We start from the raw sequence: 14235 nt of genomic DNA, 5'->3' as shown, positions 1-14235 counted from the left end.
GGAGGGTGGCGTCAGTTGCGGTTTCCCCGCTCTTTGAGGAACGCCGCCAGAGAACCCCGGGGTGCCAGGACGGGGACAACGTCGTGGTCAGCCGACCATACGGCACTCACAGTAGGAAACTCAGCGATTTCTTTGAGCAGGTAGTACGTGGGCGGCATCAGTTGCAGCTTTCCTTCTGCCTCTGCGGCGAGGATGTCTTGCACGGGCATCCATAGGGACTGCCAGGCTTCAGTTGTCTGATGCTGTGGCTCGGCACCAGGAGAAGGCCTGGCAACATAGAAGTAGGTGTCAAAGCGCTTGGGCATGTCCACGGGTGTGATCCAGTTGGCCCAGGGGCGAAGCTCAGCAGCGTCAAGGTTGAGTCCGGCCTCCTCGGAAACCTCCCTCAAGGCCGCTTTCAATACCGTGCCTGCCTGGACATGCAACCGGTCTGGTTCCACAGCAATGGACGTGAGGTGCCAAGCCGCGCCGTGTTGCTCGAGCAGGCCACCGGGGAAGTCCCAGCCTTCACTGTCTGCGGCATCCACTCGTCCTCCGGGGAAGACCACCATGCCGGCGGCGAAGTCCATGGTGGACACCCGGTGCTGGACGAACGCTTCAAGTCCACGCGGTGCATCGCGGAGCAGGATCACACTAGCTGCGAGTCGGGGCTCGGCTACTGGAACGTCGGAACCGGAAGTCATGGAGACATTCTCGCAGGTGTGTTGTGGGGCCTGGTGTGCGTGCCACAACGCGGGCGAGGCGCGCGGAGTTGGCCTCGCAACGGGAATATGACCGATCCCATGACTCCGAAAAGCCCTCCGGGTGTAAACTGAACCACGCCCATAAGGGCGGATTGATAACGACAGGGGAGCGCCGCCGTCGAATCCTGCAGGCATGCAGGTGACGCGAGGGCGCTGAGAGTGCGGACAGCCGCAGACCCTCGAACCTGATCCGGTTAGTACCGGCGCAAGGGAGTCGAGCTTCTCAGAGTGTCCGGAACCGGGTGGCGCATGCCGGCCGGGATTTCCGGGGAGCACTTTCCCCTCCTGTAACCTCAGGAGGCAGAAATGACCACGGCAAGCGTGAAGAAGACCAGTTACACCTGGCGTGTTGTAGACATCGTGGTGGCAGCTTTGATTGCCATCGCAGGCGGCGTGATCTTCTGGGCATGGTCCCAGGGCGCCGCGATCGTATCCATTCCCATGAACGCGGCCTACCCGCCCCTGACCGGTTTGATCGCCGGTGGTTGGATGATCCCCGCGGTCCTGGGGATGCTCATTATCCGCAAGCCGGGAGCGGCGTTGTTCTGCGAGACCGTGGCCGCTACCGGTGAACTCATCATGGGTTCCCAGTACGGCACAACGGTCCTGATCTCGGGCCTTCTCCAGGGCTTGGGCGCTGAACTCGTTTTCGCCGCCTTCCGCTACAAGAAGTTCAACCTCTCCACTGCCCTGCTCGCGGGAGCCGGCGCGGGTCTCTTCTGCGGCCTCAACGATTCCTTCATGCCGTGGGGCTGGAACATCGCCTACGAAGCCGTGGACAAGCTGGCTTACATCGCGTTCACCACGATCTCCGGAGCCATCATCGCCGGCGCGTTGTCCTGGGTGGCCACGCGTGGCCTCGCCAAGACCGGTGTGCTGAGCGCCTTCGCGTCCCGCAAGGCCGCTTCGGAGCCCGTCTTCAACTGATGTCCTCCACGCAAAACGGCGTCCGGCCTGCCGCCATCACCGCCGAAGGGTGGGGATGGCGGCATGCCGGCCGTTCCATGCCGGCGATCCAGGGCCTTGACTTACGGATCGAGCCCGGTGAGCGCGTGCTGCTGCTGGGACCCTCTGGCGCGGGCAAGTCGACGTTGCTTCATGCCCTCGCCGGGGTGCTGGGTGACGAAGAGGACGACTCGGACGAGACGGGCTCGCTCCTGATCGACGGCGCTCCTCCCCGGGAGCAGCGTGGCCGCGCCGGGCTGATGCAGCAGGACCCGGAAACCCAGGTGGTCCTCTCACGCGTGGGGGATGACGTCGCCTTCGGCGCGGAGAACCTGGCCGTGCCCCGGGAGGACATCTGGGCACGTGTCCATGAAGCGCTCGACGACGTCGGGTTGCGTACCGCTTCCGGCCGCGGTTTGGCGTTGGACCACCCGACGGCGGCACTCTCCGGCGGGCAGAAGCAGCGCCTCGCGTTGGCCGGCATCCTGGCGATGCGTCCGGGGCTGATCCTGCTGGATGAACCCACCGCCAACCTGGACCCCGCGGGCGTGCTGGAGGTCCGCGACGCCGTGCGCCGTTGCCTCGACAAGACGGGCGCCACCTTGGTTGTGGTGGAACACCGTGTGGCCGTGTGGAAGGACCTGGTGGACAGGATTGTCGTCCTGCAACCGGGCCGGGCCGCAACACCCAGCACAGGAGCGGGCACGCCGGGTGTCCTTTTGGACGGTCCACCGGAGCAAGTACTCTCCGAGGCCCGCAGCATGCTGATGGCTGCCGGTGTGTGGGTGCCGGGGTACATCCCGGAAACCCGCACCAGGACGCAGGCGCCGGAAGCAGCCGCACAGCTCCTCATTGCGGCGCAAGACGTTGCGGTCTCACGCCAGAAGCCCCGGCGCCGCGGTTTCAAGACGATTCCGCCATTGCCGGTCCAGTCTGACATCACCGCGCAGGTGAGGGCCGGGCAGGCGCTCACCGTCACGGGTCCGAATGGTGCAGGCAAGTCAACCTTCGCGCTCACTTTGGCCGGTCTTCTGGCGCCGGTGGACGGCAAAGTCTCTGCCTCGTTGGACCTTTCACAGGGCGTGGGCATCGATCCCTTCAAGTGGAAGGCCGATCAGTTGATTTCCCGCATCGGCACCGTGTTCCAGGAGCCTGAGCACCAGTTCGTCACGGGAAAGGTGTTGGATGAGCTGATGTTCGGCCCCCGGCATCTGGGCCACGGCGAAGAGCGCGTCGATGACCTGTTGGAACGCCTCAGGCTCACGCACCTTGTTGACGCGAACCCCTACACCTTGTCAGGGGGAGAAAAGCGTCGGCTCAGCGTCGCCACGGTCCTGGCAGCCCATCCCAAAGTCCTTGTTTTGGACGAGCCCACGTTCGGCCAGGATGCCAACACGTGGGCGGAACTGGCGTCGTTCCTGTCGGAATTGTTGGATCAAGGAACGGCCGTGGTCTCGGTGACCCATGACGAGGAATTCAGCGCAGTCCTTGGCGGTGCCGAGCTGAGGCTCGCTCCGGCAACGATGGCCGAAAAACAGGAAGCCGGTGCTGCATGAGGGACGCCCTGAGCCTGCGTGGAAACCATGCGCTCCTGACGCGCGCCAATCCGTTGGCGAAGTTCGTGGCCGTGTTCCTGATCTCGTTGGTGCTTGCCCTGTCGATCGACTGGGTGTCGGCATCCACTGCTTTGCTCGCTGAACTGGCCCTGTTTCCCCTTGCCGGCCTCACACTCCGGCTTCTGTGGCAGCGGGCGTGGCCCCTCATCATCGCGGCAGCGGTCGGCGGCTGGAGCACGGCGATCGTCGCGGCTGACAGCGGCGCTGTACTGCTCGACGTCGGACTCTGGTCAATCAGCGAAGGTTCCCTTGAGCTGGGGCTGGGTTTCATGCTGCGCGGTTTGGCTATTGCCCTTCCCGCCATCCTGCTGATGGCCTGCACTGACCCCACGGATCTGGCCGACGCGCTTGCGCAGAAGGCCAGGTTGCCGCACCGCTTCGTCCTCGGGTCCTTGGCTGCCATGCGCCTGGTGGGGCTCATGGCAGAAGAATGGCAGACCATCGGCATGGCCCGCCGTGCCCGTGGCGTCGGCTCCCAAGGCAGCCCTCTGCAGCGGCTGAAAGCGACGCTCGGGCAGAGCTTCGGGCTGCTGGTGCAGGCTGTCAGGCGCGCGTCCCGACTGGCCGTGACCATGGAAGCCCGCGGCTTCGGCGGGGGACAGCGGACGTGGGCCCGCGAATCGACCTACTCACTGCTGGATGCCTGGGTGGTCCTTGGTGGCCTGGTGATTGCTGCGGCTGCCGTGCTGACCGCTGTGGGTGCCGGGACGTGGAGTTTCGTTTGGTGAAAGCCGCGAACGAAGCTTAGCCCTGCTGCCCTGCCTGGATCCGTTCGAAGCCTTCGCGTGTCAGGAATCCCAGCTGTGCCTCCTTTTCGGCGAGCTGGATGATGGGTCCCAGTTCGAAGCACGTGGCCTCCAAACGGCGCAGGGCCTTGGCGTTGCGCGCATCCGGTTCCACGACGATCCTGTCCTTGCCCGGCAGGGAGAACATGTACCGGATGAGCGAGGTAGCGAGCCGCGGAGTGAAGTGCGGGATAGGCCGCGTGGCAGGTGCCAGCAGCAAGTGCATGCCGATGTCTTCTTCGCGGGCGGGGTAGGCCTCGCCCACGGGATCGTGCAGCGGTTCGTAGGTCTGGAATAGTGCGAGAGGTTCGCCGTCCAGCACTACCAGGAAGGCGTGGTGAGTCTCCAAGGAGTCAAGGAACTCGTAGATTTCCAGGACGTCCTCGCGGGAGTGCTCCAGCATGCCCCAAAACCGGGCGCGGGGTTGGGTGACCCACTCGTGGATGAGGTCCAGGTCAGCAGCGGGTTCCAGCGGGACGATCCGCAACGAACCCCAGCCGTCCAGATCCTCGGTGTAAATGGTGGTGCGGGCGGAGAAGTCCTGGGTGGTGGTGGTCATGATTTCCTTCGGGGCCGGGATGCTAACAGATTTGAGGGGTCTTGGGCGTCGCGCCGAAGCAGGTTCCAGTCCGTGACCACCGGGATCAAATCCCCCGCGGCCCACAGCGGCAACTGGTCAGCGAAGTGCGGGGCGTCAGGTTTGCCCGCCGCTCCGAACGGGACGATCCAGCGGCTGCTGGCCCGGTCGGAAAGGTCCCACACGTAGCGTGCAACAGGGCCACGGAAGCTGCGGTCTTCCACTCCGGGCAGGCTTTCGGTGCAGAGTACGCATCCGGTGTCCCCGCTGAGGGGGGTAGTCGGCGACGAGATGCCAAGGCCGGCGGGAAGCACATGGACAGGCAGCACCGTGTGCCGCTCACCCCAGGCCGGCCCGTCCTTCAGCGGCACCTCCGCGTACGCTTCCTGAAGCACTGTCTCTTCCATTGCCGCCGCGGCTTCGGCAGGAATGTCGAGGCCAAGTTCCGAACCCCGGACCACCAATGTTTCAAGGGCAAAACCTATGCGTGACCCCACCGACAGCCAGGGCCCGAACAAGGGGGAGTAGCCGGTGGGTTCAGCCAGACGAGCCAATGCCGGATGACGTGCAATGCGTTGGACCAGGGCGCCGCGCCAGGACGCAAAGGCGCCGGCCTGCCGGCTGTCGCCTCGCATGTGGCCATCCCAGGCGAGGAGCCAGGACCGCAGGGCGCCGGCCTCCTCGGAAAGGTCTTCAGGACCGAGGCCATCGATAAGTCCGCGGAAGAGCGGCCAAGGGCCAAGCAAAACGTCGGTGTGGATGTCCTGCATGTGGTCCACCGTCAGCGCGCCGGCCGGCTGCGTCTCAAGGAGCTCACGGATCCGCCGTGCCCGGTGGGGTGGCGCAAATTCCAGGGCGACGGCATCTCCGCCTCCCGCGGAACGATCGTTTGCGCTGACCACCAGCTGCTCAACCTCCGTGCGGGGCAGGGCAACATAGTGGCCGTCCCAGGCATGGCGGGCAGAGGACGCAGGTACCGGCAACTGACGATTTGCAGGATTTCGTTGGGGAACCAATCCAGCCACGAAATGCCGTACCGCACCGGAGGAGTCCGCAGTCGCGACGCTGTTGACCGGCTCCACCCATGCGTCGAGTGCCGCCTCCACGTCGGCGACGCTCCGGCTCCGCAGCAGCGGCAGGAGGGCCTCGAAACCGAGCCGCCCCTCAACCCGGGCGGGGAAGCGCAAACTCAGGGCGCCGCCGTCGGGCGTTCCCGAGATGACCGGACCCCTGGCGGTTTCGATGACCTCCACGGTCTCGCTCGTGAGAGCGTCGCCGCTGCGCACGTGGATGGTTTCGGTACTCACGACGGCGGGTTCCCAGCCCTGCGCGCCGCGCGCCACAAGACGGTCCTCACCGGAGTCGGTGGCGGGGACCCGGCGGAGTTCCTCTTCGAAGAGGTCCTGGTAGTCGGCCATGGCGTTGGTGATGGCCCACGCTGTGTGGCCGCTGTGCCCGAAGTGCGGCAGCCCAGGGACACCGGGGAAGGCAAACCCCACCACGTCGAACTCCGGGCAGGCGAGACGGAGTTGCTGGTATACGCCCGGGAGTTCCATGAGCCGGTGGGGGTCTCCAGCGATCAACGGAAGTCCGCTCGCGGTGCCTGATCCGTGGGCTGCCCAGGCGTTGCTGCCGGACCAGACGGGGGCCTCGATGCTGAAGAGGCTGATGGCATCCTCGCCCAGGGTGCGTGCTACGTGGGCCCGGAACAGCTTGTTGGGGAAGGTGGAGAACAGGATGTGATGCACCAGGAAGACGCCCAGCGGTGTCCACGGGTTCCAAGGTTCCGGGGTAGAGCCGGACGCTTCAAACTCCGGGCCGCTGCGCAAGCCGTCGGCCAATGCCTGGTTGACCCCTGCGACGTACTTTCCGCACCAGCGCTGTGTGTCGGGATCCAGCCGTTCGAAGCAGCGGCGGGCCGTGTCATCCAGCCTGGCCTGCCTGGCGAAACGATCCCATGCAACGGCTTCCGCACCCAGCACTTCAGCCGTGCGGCCTTCGGAGCGCCACCGTTCCGTTTCGATCTGCCAGGAGCGGTCCGTGGCGGCGTTGACGCCCTGGAGGAAAGCGAGTTCATCGGCGTTTTCGGCCCACATACTCGGGATACCCCATTGATCCCGGTAGGTGCCGGCGCCGCCCGCCGGGGCGGAGTTGTGCGTCGGGGCAGGCGTCATATTCTCTGGCTGCTTTCAAGCTTAGGTTAGGCTTACTTAAGTTCAAGATAGGTGGAGGTGCCCCGGTTCTCAAAATCGTGGCTGTTCGTGAAGGAGTGTTGCTTGAAGCGCAGTTGGGAGGGCGTCGTCCTCAAGGTCATGGGCGCCAAGGACTTCAGGCTCGAGGTGACCGGACGCGATGAAATCACCCCGGACTTCCTCCGCATCCACGTCCGCGACGGAGGGCTTCTGGCGGCCACCGGCCTACACCCCACCATGTGGATCCGGCTCTGGTTCGACGACGCCGGGAAAGGGCACCAGCGCGCCTACACCCTGGTGAGCCCCGACCCCGCCACGGGGACCTTCAGCATGGACTTCGCCATGCACCGCGGCATCGCCGCCGATTGGGCACGCACCGCTGCGCCGGGTGACATCATCGAAGCCACCGTCCAAGGCAGTGCCTTCACCTACCCCCAACCCGCCCCGCGGCGGATCTGGGTGGTTGGCGACCCGGCCTCGATTCCGGCCATCAATTCGCTCCTCCAGGAGCGCGACGCCGTAGGCCGTACGCCGGTGACGGCTTGGCTTGAGTACCAGCACGACGCCGACCCCTCGCTTAAGGTGCGGACGTCAGGGAACGACGTCGTCACCTGGATTCCGCGCAAACGCGACGGTGCCGCGCTGGTTGAGGAGGTCTGCGCGGCGCTTACTCCTGACGCGGTCTCAGCCGCGGAAGACTTCTTCTGGGTCGCTTGCGAAGCATCCAGCACACGCGCCATCGTCAAGCACCTGCGCAAGGTTTTGGGCGTGGACAAGCACCGGATCGACGCGCTCGGGTATTGGCGGGCTTAGGCCATGGCTACTCGCGCCAGTTGAGGAACCCCTTTTTGCCTTCCGGTGGTGTCAGCACGACGTCCCGGCCGTACTTCTTCTTTGCGTCGGCGCCGAAAAAGGCATCCGGGATGATCCGAACGGCCTTGATGACCTTCCCGTCCTTCAGGAAAACAAAGAGGGCAGGCGACGCCGTGTAGCGGTTCTCCTTCGTCAGTGGTTCCCCGAACGCTACCTCAATGTCTTTGGCAAGGGTTCCTTCCGTGATGAATCCAGCTTGGTCCCAGTCGAAGTCGGTGGCCTCAGCGAGCTTCAACTCAGTTCCGTTCGTGGCTGATTCCAGGACCTGGCTGTTGAGTTTTTCGTTTGATTCGGGCATGACGGATCCTCCTAGTGAGCAGGCGGCCAAGGCGCAGGCCACGACAAAACTGAGCAGCCCGGCGAGGGCGGCGTGCACCACGCGAGGCCGCGACCGCCGTCGGGAAGGTCCCAAGAGCGGGCCCGTCACGAGGTGGTCCGGGACTCGTCGTTGAAGTCGGGATCCTGCCCGGGGACAGGCGGGGCGTTACCCGCGTCGCCAGTTTGGTCCATGGGGACCTCGTTGGATGGATGTGGCAACAGATCGGGGCCTACCACTACGGCGTCTCCCTTGTTGACGGCTTCTTCGACCAAATCAGCGAGTTCCTCGGCGCTGGCATCCGGGTTGGCCACCGCGATGTTCCGTCCTACCTCGTTGTTGTAGAGGTCCATGGCCTCGCGGGGAGCGGGATTACCCGGCAACTGCTCGTGGGCCGTGGCGTAGTCTTCGGCCCAGTCGACACCGAACTCCTTCACCATGAGGGCGTTCCAATAAGCGTGGCGGAAGGCGTCGTTGTGGTCATCGTTTTGATCCTCGCTGGGAAACCTCTCGTCCGCAACACTGAAGGCGTCATCGTGGATTCCCTTGAAGGCATTCATTTCGAAAGGGCCCAGGCCGTTGAGCAGTTCGGCTTCCTTTTCGGTGACGTCGCGCTGGTCCACCACGAACCGCAGCGGGTCCCAGTCACCGGGCCACTGCGTGGTCTCGGCGTCGCTGACCTGGTATTCGTCCAGGATCTCCTGTGGGGAGGGCCTGCCCGGGTCTGCGTTGGCGGTTGTTGATGCCGTGATGGTGCTGCCGCCGAAACTTGCTGCACTGCCGGCGCTGGCGTCCATGGAGGCAGCCGATTGTTCCTCGGCGTTGGTCAGCACGGACCTTGAGGCTTCTTCGATGCCTCGGGACGTCATGTCCAGCAGCGGCCGTAGGCTTGCCTGCCATTCCCCGGCAAAGCGCTTGGCATCCTGCCCTTGCCAGTGGCTGCCTTGCGAGACCAGCGAATCGAGTTCGCGAGCCTTGCTCATCAGCAAGGACGCGCCGGTGGCCAGGGCTTTTGAGAGAGCTTTGAGTTGGTCGACGTCGGCGCCGTAGAAAGGCATCTTTCCCCCTTGGACTGTGCTGTCCATGCTTAGGCATCGCCGCGGGGTGGCACAATGGGGAGTTCTTCCCTTGTGCAATCCGAAGTGAGCGGACTGTTGGCGGGACTTGCGCCGTCGAGTATTTTTATCGCACGGACCGGGTACGGTGTGATCCTGACCGCGAAATCCTTCCCTTGAGCTGGCTTTCTAAATCACTTGTGATATTTTTTATGCATGACGCAACCGACCGCCGAAAACGTAGGCCTCCTGCTCCGCAACGCCCGCAGCGAGAAGGGCTGGACGCAGGGGCAGTTGGCATCCGAGCTGGGAACCAGCCAGAGTGCAATCGCCCGGATGGAACAGGGCAAGCAGAATCTCAGCCTCCGGATGATCGAACGCTTGGAGGCAATTTTCGGGCACTCCATCGTGAAGGTCGGGAAGCCGCAGATGACCCACCTCCGCGTGGAAGGTGGTCGTACGCTCTCCGGCGAAGTGGATGTGAACAGCAGCAAGAACGCGGGCGTCGCCCTGTTGTGTGCCAGCCTGATCAACCGTGGCACCACCACGCTTCGGCGGCTGGCGCGCATCGAGGAAGTCAACCGCATCGTTGAGGTCCTGACGTCCATCGGTGTGGAGTGCACCTGGCTTAACGGCAGCGACCTGCGCATCCGCAGGCCCGAGGTCCTGGACATGGACATGATGGACGTGGACGCCGCACGCCGTACCCGCAGCGTCATCATGCTGCTTGGTCCGCTCCTTGACGAGACCGACGAGTACCTGCTTCCTTACGCCGGCGGTTGCGACCTCGGCACCCGCACGGTTGAGCCCCACATGCAGGCCTTGCGCCAGTTCGGGCTCAGGGTGGGCGCCAAGTCCGGGTTCTACTCCGTGGTGGCGCCCCCCGCCGATCAGTTAGACCGTTCGTTCGTCCTGACCGAGCGCGGCGATACCGTCACCGAGAATGCGATCATGGCCGCTGCGCACCGCGAAGGAACCACCGTGATCCGCAACGCAAGCCCCAATTACATGGTGCAGGACCTGTGCTTCTACCTGCAGGGCCTTGGCGTGGACATCGAGGGCGTTGGCACCACCACGCTGCGTATCACGGGACGCTCCAGCATCGACGTGGACATCGAGTACTTCCCTTCCGAGGACCCCATCGAGGCCATGAGCCTTATCACCGCGGGCATCGTGACCCACTCGGAGGTCACCATTCGCAGGGTTCCCATCGAGTTCATGGAAATCGAACTCGCGATGCTGGAACAGATGGGCCAGAAACTGGAAATCTCCGGGGAATACATGGCGCGGAACGGCCGGACCCGCTTGGTGGACGTGACCACCAAGCCCTCCGAGCTCCGGGCACCCCAGGACAAGATCCATCCCATGCCGTTCCCTGGCCTCAACATCGACAACCTGCCCTTCTTCGCCGTGATCGCCGGCAACGCCGAGGGGCAGACGATGATCCACGACTGGGTTTACGAGAACCGCGCCATCTACCTGACTGAACTCAACAAACTCGGCGCCCAGGTGCAGCTCCTGGATCCGCACCGGATCTACGTCAATGGACCCACCCGGTGGCGCGCCGCGGAGATCGGCTGCCCGCCTGCACTACGGCCGGCCGCCTGCCTGCTGCTGGCAATGTTGGCAGCGCGGGGTACGTCGGAACTGCGCAACATCTACGTCATTGAGCGTGGCTACGAGGACCTGGCAGAGCGGCTGAACACCATCGGCGCAAAGGTGGAGTACTTCCAGGACTGAATCACAGCCTCTTTTCAGAGGGCGATCTTGTAGACGTGGTGGACGGACTCCTTGGCGAACGTGTCGGTGAACGCGCCGTTCTCCGCGGAGATGGTGCGGTTCTCGTTGAGCACTTCAACACGGGTGCCGTTGATGCCGTCGGGGAGCTTGAAGGTACGTTCCCCGGTGGTGGCGTCCTGGGTCATGGCGAAGATGTATGCTGATCCGTCCTTGACCTTCAGCATGGTGTCCAGGCTGTCACCGAACCTCCATACGTAGGATTGCGTGTTCAGGACGGGGGCAAGCGCCTTGACCTCGGCGTTGACCTCGCCCATGGCCCGCACCTGGTCCCGGGCGCAGTCCCGGTTGGAAATACGCACGTCTGCCAGCGCGTCACCGGACATGCAGGGGTTGCTGTCGCCCCCGCCCGGTGACTGGGTGAACCACACGATGCCCCGCGACTCATGGATGAGCATTGCCCAAACCTGCGCTTTGACGCGCTCAGCTGTCATCTGGTCCGAGAGGTCGTGTTCGCCCTCGGGGCTCAGGACTGTCGGGAGGGACCAGATAGGTGTGTGGACTCCCCGGGCAATGTTGACTTCCTGCTGGATCTGCATGGCTTTGGCGTACGCGGACGCTGTTTGGCACGTAGCCGTGGTTGTCGGGTTGTAGCCGGTTGGTGTGCGGAGCCGCCAATCCCTGCACGCCCCCGCATAGTAGTAGTTGGAAGTCGAAGACACGTCCACGGTTTCCCAGTAGCGTCGGGTGATGTCCATGGGCGCGTCATAACTGATGAGCGAGGGGGTCCAGTTGGCGTAGGTGAACCGGCCTTGCTCCTTCGACTTGGCTTCCTCGACCGTGCGGTACATGTGGGCGACGCCCTCGTCCCAGCCGAACCGTCCATCCACCTCGTCGTCGATGTAGTTGCCCGGGAGCTGCCCCCAGTCCAGGGGTGCGTCTTTGGGTCTCATGAGCGAGAACATGCCGTTTTGTTCGAAAAGGCGATGGTCGGTGTCCGGGTTGAACTGTACGTAGAAGTTGATGCCGTGCGCCTTGTCGAACTGCATTTGGGGGCCATTGGCTGATGCGTACCAGACGCCGATGGGGAAGAACGCCGGGTCATCCCAGCCTGCCGCGTCGGCTTTGGCAAACTTCTTCCAGAACTCCGGTCCGCCGTCCCAAGGAACCCTGGCAAGGCCCTCAAGGCTGCCTCCCTGCTCGGGGGCCGTTGAAGAGGGGCCGGCGGGCAGCGACGACGCAGGCGCAGACTGCCCCGGCGGGGTGAGGTTGGGAGACAGCGTCGGGGGCTCGGATGACGTTGCCGGGGGAGGGGCTGTACTCGGGGTGCACGCGGTAGCGAGCAGTCCCAAGAGGGCAAGGGCGGTGGCCAGTTTGCCGCTCCGGCTAGCCGCCCCGCGTGTGCATCCGGCCATGTGAGCCTCCGATCAGGTACTCAGGATAGTGGCCCCGCTTCGTCACCGGCAGGCCTTGGGCGCATTTGCCTCGAATTTCCCGTAAACGTTCCACTTCGTTGCCATGACCGTGGCGTCTGCTGTGACCCTCAGCTTCAAGGGCGCAGAATGGAGCCATGCGGACTTTCGGGGTTGAGGAAGAGCTACTCATCGTCGATCCCGTGACGGGCGAGCCCTTGGCCCTCGCGGACGCGCTGCTGGCTGGTAGCGACCAGCCAACGGAGGCAGGCACGGGCCTTAGCCACGAACTCAAGCTTGAGCAGATCGAAACCCAGACCCGGCCTTGCCACACTTACAGCGAACTCTTGCCGCAGATCAGGCGTGGGCGCGCCATGGCCAACGACGCCGCCAGGAAACACAACGCGAGGGTGGCCGCCATCGCAACGTCGCCGCTCGCGTCGAACACGCATACGACGCCGGACCCACGCTACGCAGTGATGCTGGAGCGCTTTGGGTTGACGGCCCACGAGCAACTGACGTGCGGGTTTCACGTGCACACCTCCGTGGAGTCGCCGGAGGAAGGCGTGGTGGTCCTCGACCACATCAGGGACAAACTGGCCGTGCTGACGGCAATCAGTGCCAATTCCCCCTACTGGCGCGGGCTGCCCACAGGCTTCGACAGCTATCGGATCCAAGCATGGAACCGCTGGCCAACTTCCGGTCCTTCTGCGGTTTTCGGTTCCCTGACCGCCTATCGCCGCATGGTGAAGCGGCTGCTGGAGACGGGCGTGCTCCTGGACGAAGGCATGATCTACTTCGACGCACGTATCTCACGGAACCATCCCACCGTGGAAGTCCGGGTGGCCGATGTCTGCCTGAGGTCGGAGGACGCGGCACTGATCGCGGTGTTGGTGCGGGCTTTGGTGGAGACGGCTTCCTTGGAAATGCTCGACGGCGTTGAGCCCGCCTCCGTGCCTACGGCACTCCTTCGGATGGCGAGTTGGCAGGCGAGCAACGTTGGTTTGCGCGGAGACCTCTTGGACTTCGGCGATTTCCGGCCACAGCCCGCGGCCGAGGTGGTGTGGGCATTGGTGGACTACCTTAGCCCTGTGCTGGATGACCAAGGCGAGCTGGAGTTGGTGAAGGCCGGGATCTCGGACATCCTCGAGCGTGGGAACGGAGCCCATGAACAACGCGAGGCCGCGGTGCGCTTCAGCAACCGCCAAAGGGGCGGGCATGCCGCAGCGGGTTCGCCGCCCACGGCCGAGGCCTTGGGAGCGGTGGTTGGGCATGCAGTGAAAATGACCATGCGGGGTGCCTCCGCGGCAGCGCACAAGGATGCCGCGGCTCACAAGGATGCGGCCCCGACGCTGACGAGGGTTCGGAGGCCCTAGTTCCGGCCCGGCTCCGCACTGGCGGGAGGTTCCTCCCACACCATCAGGTACGCGCCGGCGATACCTTCTATGAGGTAAAACACAAACGGCGGGATGTCCTTCTTCGCCACCAGGATAGCCCCGTAGACAGGCGCGCTTGCGGCAGCAGTGACACCGATCCAGCGTTTGGCGGGTGACGCCAACAGGCTCCCGCCCAGAGCGGCCAGGGCAAGGACGTGGAATCCGGAATATGCGAGGAAAGGCCAGTTGGAGCCTCGCCGATACGCAAATTTTTCCAGGTTGGAGGCCCGGTTCGCCAGGCTGGCCACGAACAGCGGTGCACCCGTGAGCAGGGCGCCGGCAGTGGCGATCGCCCATCCTTTGGCTTTCCCGTGGGGAAGTGCCCGAGCGAACGCGGCGAAACCCACCGGGACAGCCACCGTTCCTGCAGCAGCAAGATGCTGGCCAACGACCCAGCCGCGCTTTCCTGCCTGGAGCATCCGGAGACGCGCAGCAGCGTCAGCAGTGATATACACACGCTGCACGGGGGAGATGCCCGCAAACCAGATCGCCGTGCCGGCGGCAATGACTGCTCCGGCACGGCGATAAGGGCGGTTTCCGCTCATGGC

General features: G+C 64.4%; 13 protein-coding genes and 1 riboswitch. Of the genes, 6 read left to right on the top strand and 7 right to left on the bottom strand.

Annotation, left to right across the window (positions count from 1 at the left end; translation table 11 throughout):
* Positions 1 to 11: 11 nt before the first annotated feature.
* Positions 12 to 683: an NUDIX domain-containing protein gene (locus tag AB0N65_RS14225; protein WP_364162625.1), complete on the bottom strand. Its 672-nt coding sequence runs from the start codon at positions 681 to 683 to the stop codon at positions 12 to 14.
* Positions 684 to 836: 153 nt separating this feature from the next.
* A riboswitch (TPP riboswitch) is annotated at positions 837 to 973 on the top strand.
* A gap of 76 nt (positions 974 to 1049) precedes the next feature.
* On the opposite strand from AB0N65_RS14225, the gene AB0N65_RS14220 reads away from it, so the two are divergent.
* Genes AB0N65_RS14220 through AB0N65_RS14210 form a run of 3 tightly spaced genes read left to right on the top strand, consistent with a single transcriptional unit; the run spans position 1050 to position 4032 of the window.
* Positions 1050 to 1670: an ECF transporter S component gene (locus tag AB0N65_RS14220; RefSeq protein ID WP_364162622.1), complete on the top strand. Its 621-nt coding sequence runs from the start codon at positions 1050 to 1052 to the stop codon at positions 1668 to 1670.
* Complete coding sequence (locus tag AB0N65_RS14215; RefSeq protein WP_364162619.1) at positions 1670 to 3244, top strand: ABC transporter ATP-binding protein; 1575 nt, start codon at positions 1670 to 1672, stop codon at positions 3242 to 3244. Before AB0N65_RS14220 ends, AB0N65_RS14215 begins: the two co-directional genes overlap by 1 nt.
* The gene (locus AB0N65_RS14210) at positions 3241 to 4032 is read left to right on the top strand and encodes an energy-coupling factor transporter transmembrane component T (protein WP_364162616.1); all 792 of its coding nucleotides are present in this window, start codon (positions 3241 to 3243) and stop codon (positions 4030 to 4032) included. Before AB0N65_RS14215 ends, AB0N65_RS14210 begins: the two co-directional genes overlap by 4 nt.
* Before the next feature lie 16 nt (positions 4033 to 4048).
* Here AB0N65_RS14210 and AB0N65_RS14205 read toward each other — a convergent pair whose 3' ends face one another.
* Positions 4049 to 4648 carry a GNAT family N-acetyltransferase gene (locus tag AB0N65_RS14205; protein ID WP_364162613.1) on the bottom strand — a complete coding sequence of 200 codons (600 nt, stop codon included), beginning with the start codon at positions 4646 to 4648 and terminating at the stop codon, positions 4049 to 4051.
* Positions 4645 to 6840, bottom strand: coding sequence for a penicillin acylase family protein (locus AB0N65_RS14200; protein WP_364162610.1), 2196 nt, complete (start codon positions 6838 to 6840; stop codon positions 4645 to 4647). The genes AB0N65_RS14205 and AB0N65_RS14200 overlap by 4 nt, the downstream gene beginning before the upstream one ends.
* A gap of 102 nt (positions 6841 to 6942) precedes the next feature.
* Between AB0N65_RS14200 and AB0N65_RS14195 the strand changes: the two genes are divergently transcribed.
* Positions 6943 to 7671 (top strand): siderophore-interacting protein, encoded by a 729-nt coding sequence (locus tag AB0N65_RS14195; protein ID WP_364162607.1) that lies wholly within the window; start codon positions 6943 to 6945, stop codon positions 7669 to 7671.
* A 7-nt stretch (positions 7672 to 7678) separates the two neighbouring features.
* Here AB0N65_RS14195 and AB0N65_RS14190 read toward each other — a convergent pair whose 3' ends face one another.
* Both AB0N65_RS14190 and AB0N65_RS14185 read right to left on the bottom strand, forming a co-directional pair.
* Complete coding sequence (locus tag AB0N65_RS14190; protein ID WP_364162604.1) at positions 7679 to 8029, bottom strand: hypothetical protein; 351 nt, start codon at positions 8027 to 8029, stop codon at positions 7679 to 7681.
* 125 nt (positions 8030 to 8154) lie between these two features.
* Complete coding sequence (locus AB0N65_RS14185; protein ID WP_364162601.1) at positions 8155 to 9105, bottom strand: hypothetical protein; 951 nt, start codon at positions 9103 to 9105, stop codon at positions 8155 to 8157.
* 213 nt (positions 9106 to 9318) lie between these two features.
* On the opposite strand from AB0N65_RS14185, the gene AB0N65_RS14180 reads away from it, so the two are divergent.
* A complete protein-coding gene (locus AB0N65_RS14180) occupies positions 9319 to 10842 on the top strand; it encodes a UDP-N-acetylglucosamine 1-carboxyvinyltransferase (protein ID WP_364162598.1) in 1524 nt (507 codons plus the stop codon).
* Positions 10843 to 10856: 14 nt separating this feature from the next.
* Here the strand turns inward: AB0N65_RS14180 and AB0N65_RS14175 are convergent, their stop codons facing one another.
* Entirely contained in the window at positions 10857 to 12254 is a 1398-nt protein-coding gene (locus tag AB0N65_RS14175; RefSeq protein ID WP_364162595.1) for a hypothetical protein, read from the bottom strand.
* Between the two features lie 155 nt (positions 12255 to 12409).
* On the opposite strand from AB0N65_RS14175, the gene AB0N65_RS14170 reads away from it, so the two are divergent.
* Complete coding sequence (locus tag AB0N65_RS14170; RefSeq protein WP_364162592.1) at positions 12410 to 13627, top strand: glutamate--cysteine ligase; 1218 nt, start codon at positions 12410 to 12412, stop codon at positions 13625 to 13627.
* Here AB0N65_RS14170 and AB0N65_RS14165 read toward each other — a convergent pair.
* The gene (locus AB0N65_RS14165) at positions 13624 to 14232 is read right to left on the bottom strand and encodes a hypothetical protein (protein ID WP_364162589.1); all 609 of its coding nucleotides are present in this window, start codon (positions 14230 to 14232) and stop codon (positions 13624 to 13626) included. The genes AB0N65_RS14170 and AB0N65_RS14165 overlap by 4 nt on opposite strands.
* Positions 14233 to 14235: the final 3 nt, after the last annotated feature.

Source organism: Paenarthrobacter sp. NPDC089322 (assembly GCF_040684895.1).
GTDB lineage: Bacteria > Actinomycetota > Actinomycetes > Actinomycetales > Micrococcaceae > Arthrobacter.
The sequence above is the reverse complement of the archived record's forward strand: the minus strand, read 5'-3'. Positions and strand labels throughout refer to the sequence as shown.

Bases quoted from the DNA above. Each gene is read 5' to 3' on its own strand.
- AB0N65_RS14220 (WP_364162622.1), top strand. From the start codon at position 1,050: ATGACCACGGCAAGCGTGAAGAAGACCAGTTACACCTGGCGTGTTGTA.
- AB0N65_RS14175 (WP_364162595.1), bottom strand. From the start codon at position 12,254: ATGGCCGGATGCACACGCGGGGCGGCTAGCCGGAGCGGCAAACTGGCC.
- AB0N65_RS14215 (WP_364162619.1), top strand. From the start codon at position 1,670: ATGTCCTCCACGCAAAACGGCGTCCGGCCTGCCGCCATCACCGCCGAA.
- AB0N65_RS14200 (WP_364162610.1), bottom strand. From the start codon at position 6,840: ATGACGCCTGCCCCGACGCACAACTCCGCCCCGGCGGGCGGCGCCGGC.
- AB0N65_RS14180 (WP_364162598.1), top strand. From the start codon at position 9,319: ATGACGCAACCGACCGCCGAAAACGTAGGCCTCCTGCTCCGCAACGCC.
- AB0N65_RS14210 (WP_364162616.1), top strand. From the start codon at position 3,241: ATGAGGGACGCCCTGAGCCTGCGTGGAAACCATGCGCTCCTGACGCGC.
- AB0N65_RS14190 (WP_364162604.1), bottom strand. From the start codon at position 8,029: ATGCCCGAATCAAACGAAAAACTCAACAGCCAGGTCCTGGAATCAGCC.
- AB0N65_RS14170 (WP_364162592.1), top strand. From the start codon at position 12,410: ATGCGGACTTTCGGGGTTGAGGAAGAGCTACTCATCGTCGATCCCGTG.
- AB0N65_RS14205 (WP_364162613.1), bottom strand. From the start codon at position 4,648: ATGACCACCACCACCCAGGACTTCTCCGCCCGCACCACCATTTACACC.
- AB0N65_RS14165 (WP_364162589.1), bottom strand. From the start codon at position 14,232: ATGAGCGGAAACCGCCCTTATCGCCGTGCCGGAGCAGTCATTGCCGCC.
- AB0N65_RS14185 (WP_364162601.1), bottom strand. From the start codon at position 9,105: ATGCCTTTCTACGGCGCCGACGTCGACCAACTCAAAGCTCTCTCAAAA.
- AB0N65_RS14225 (WP_364162625.1), bottom strand. From the start codon at position 683: ATGACTTCCGGTTCCGACGTTCCAGTAGCCGAGCCCCGACTCGCAGCT.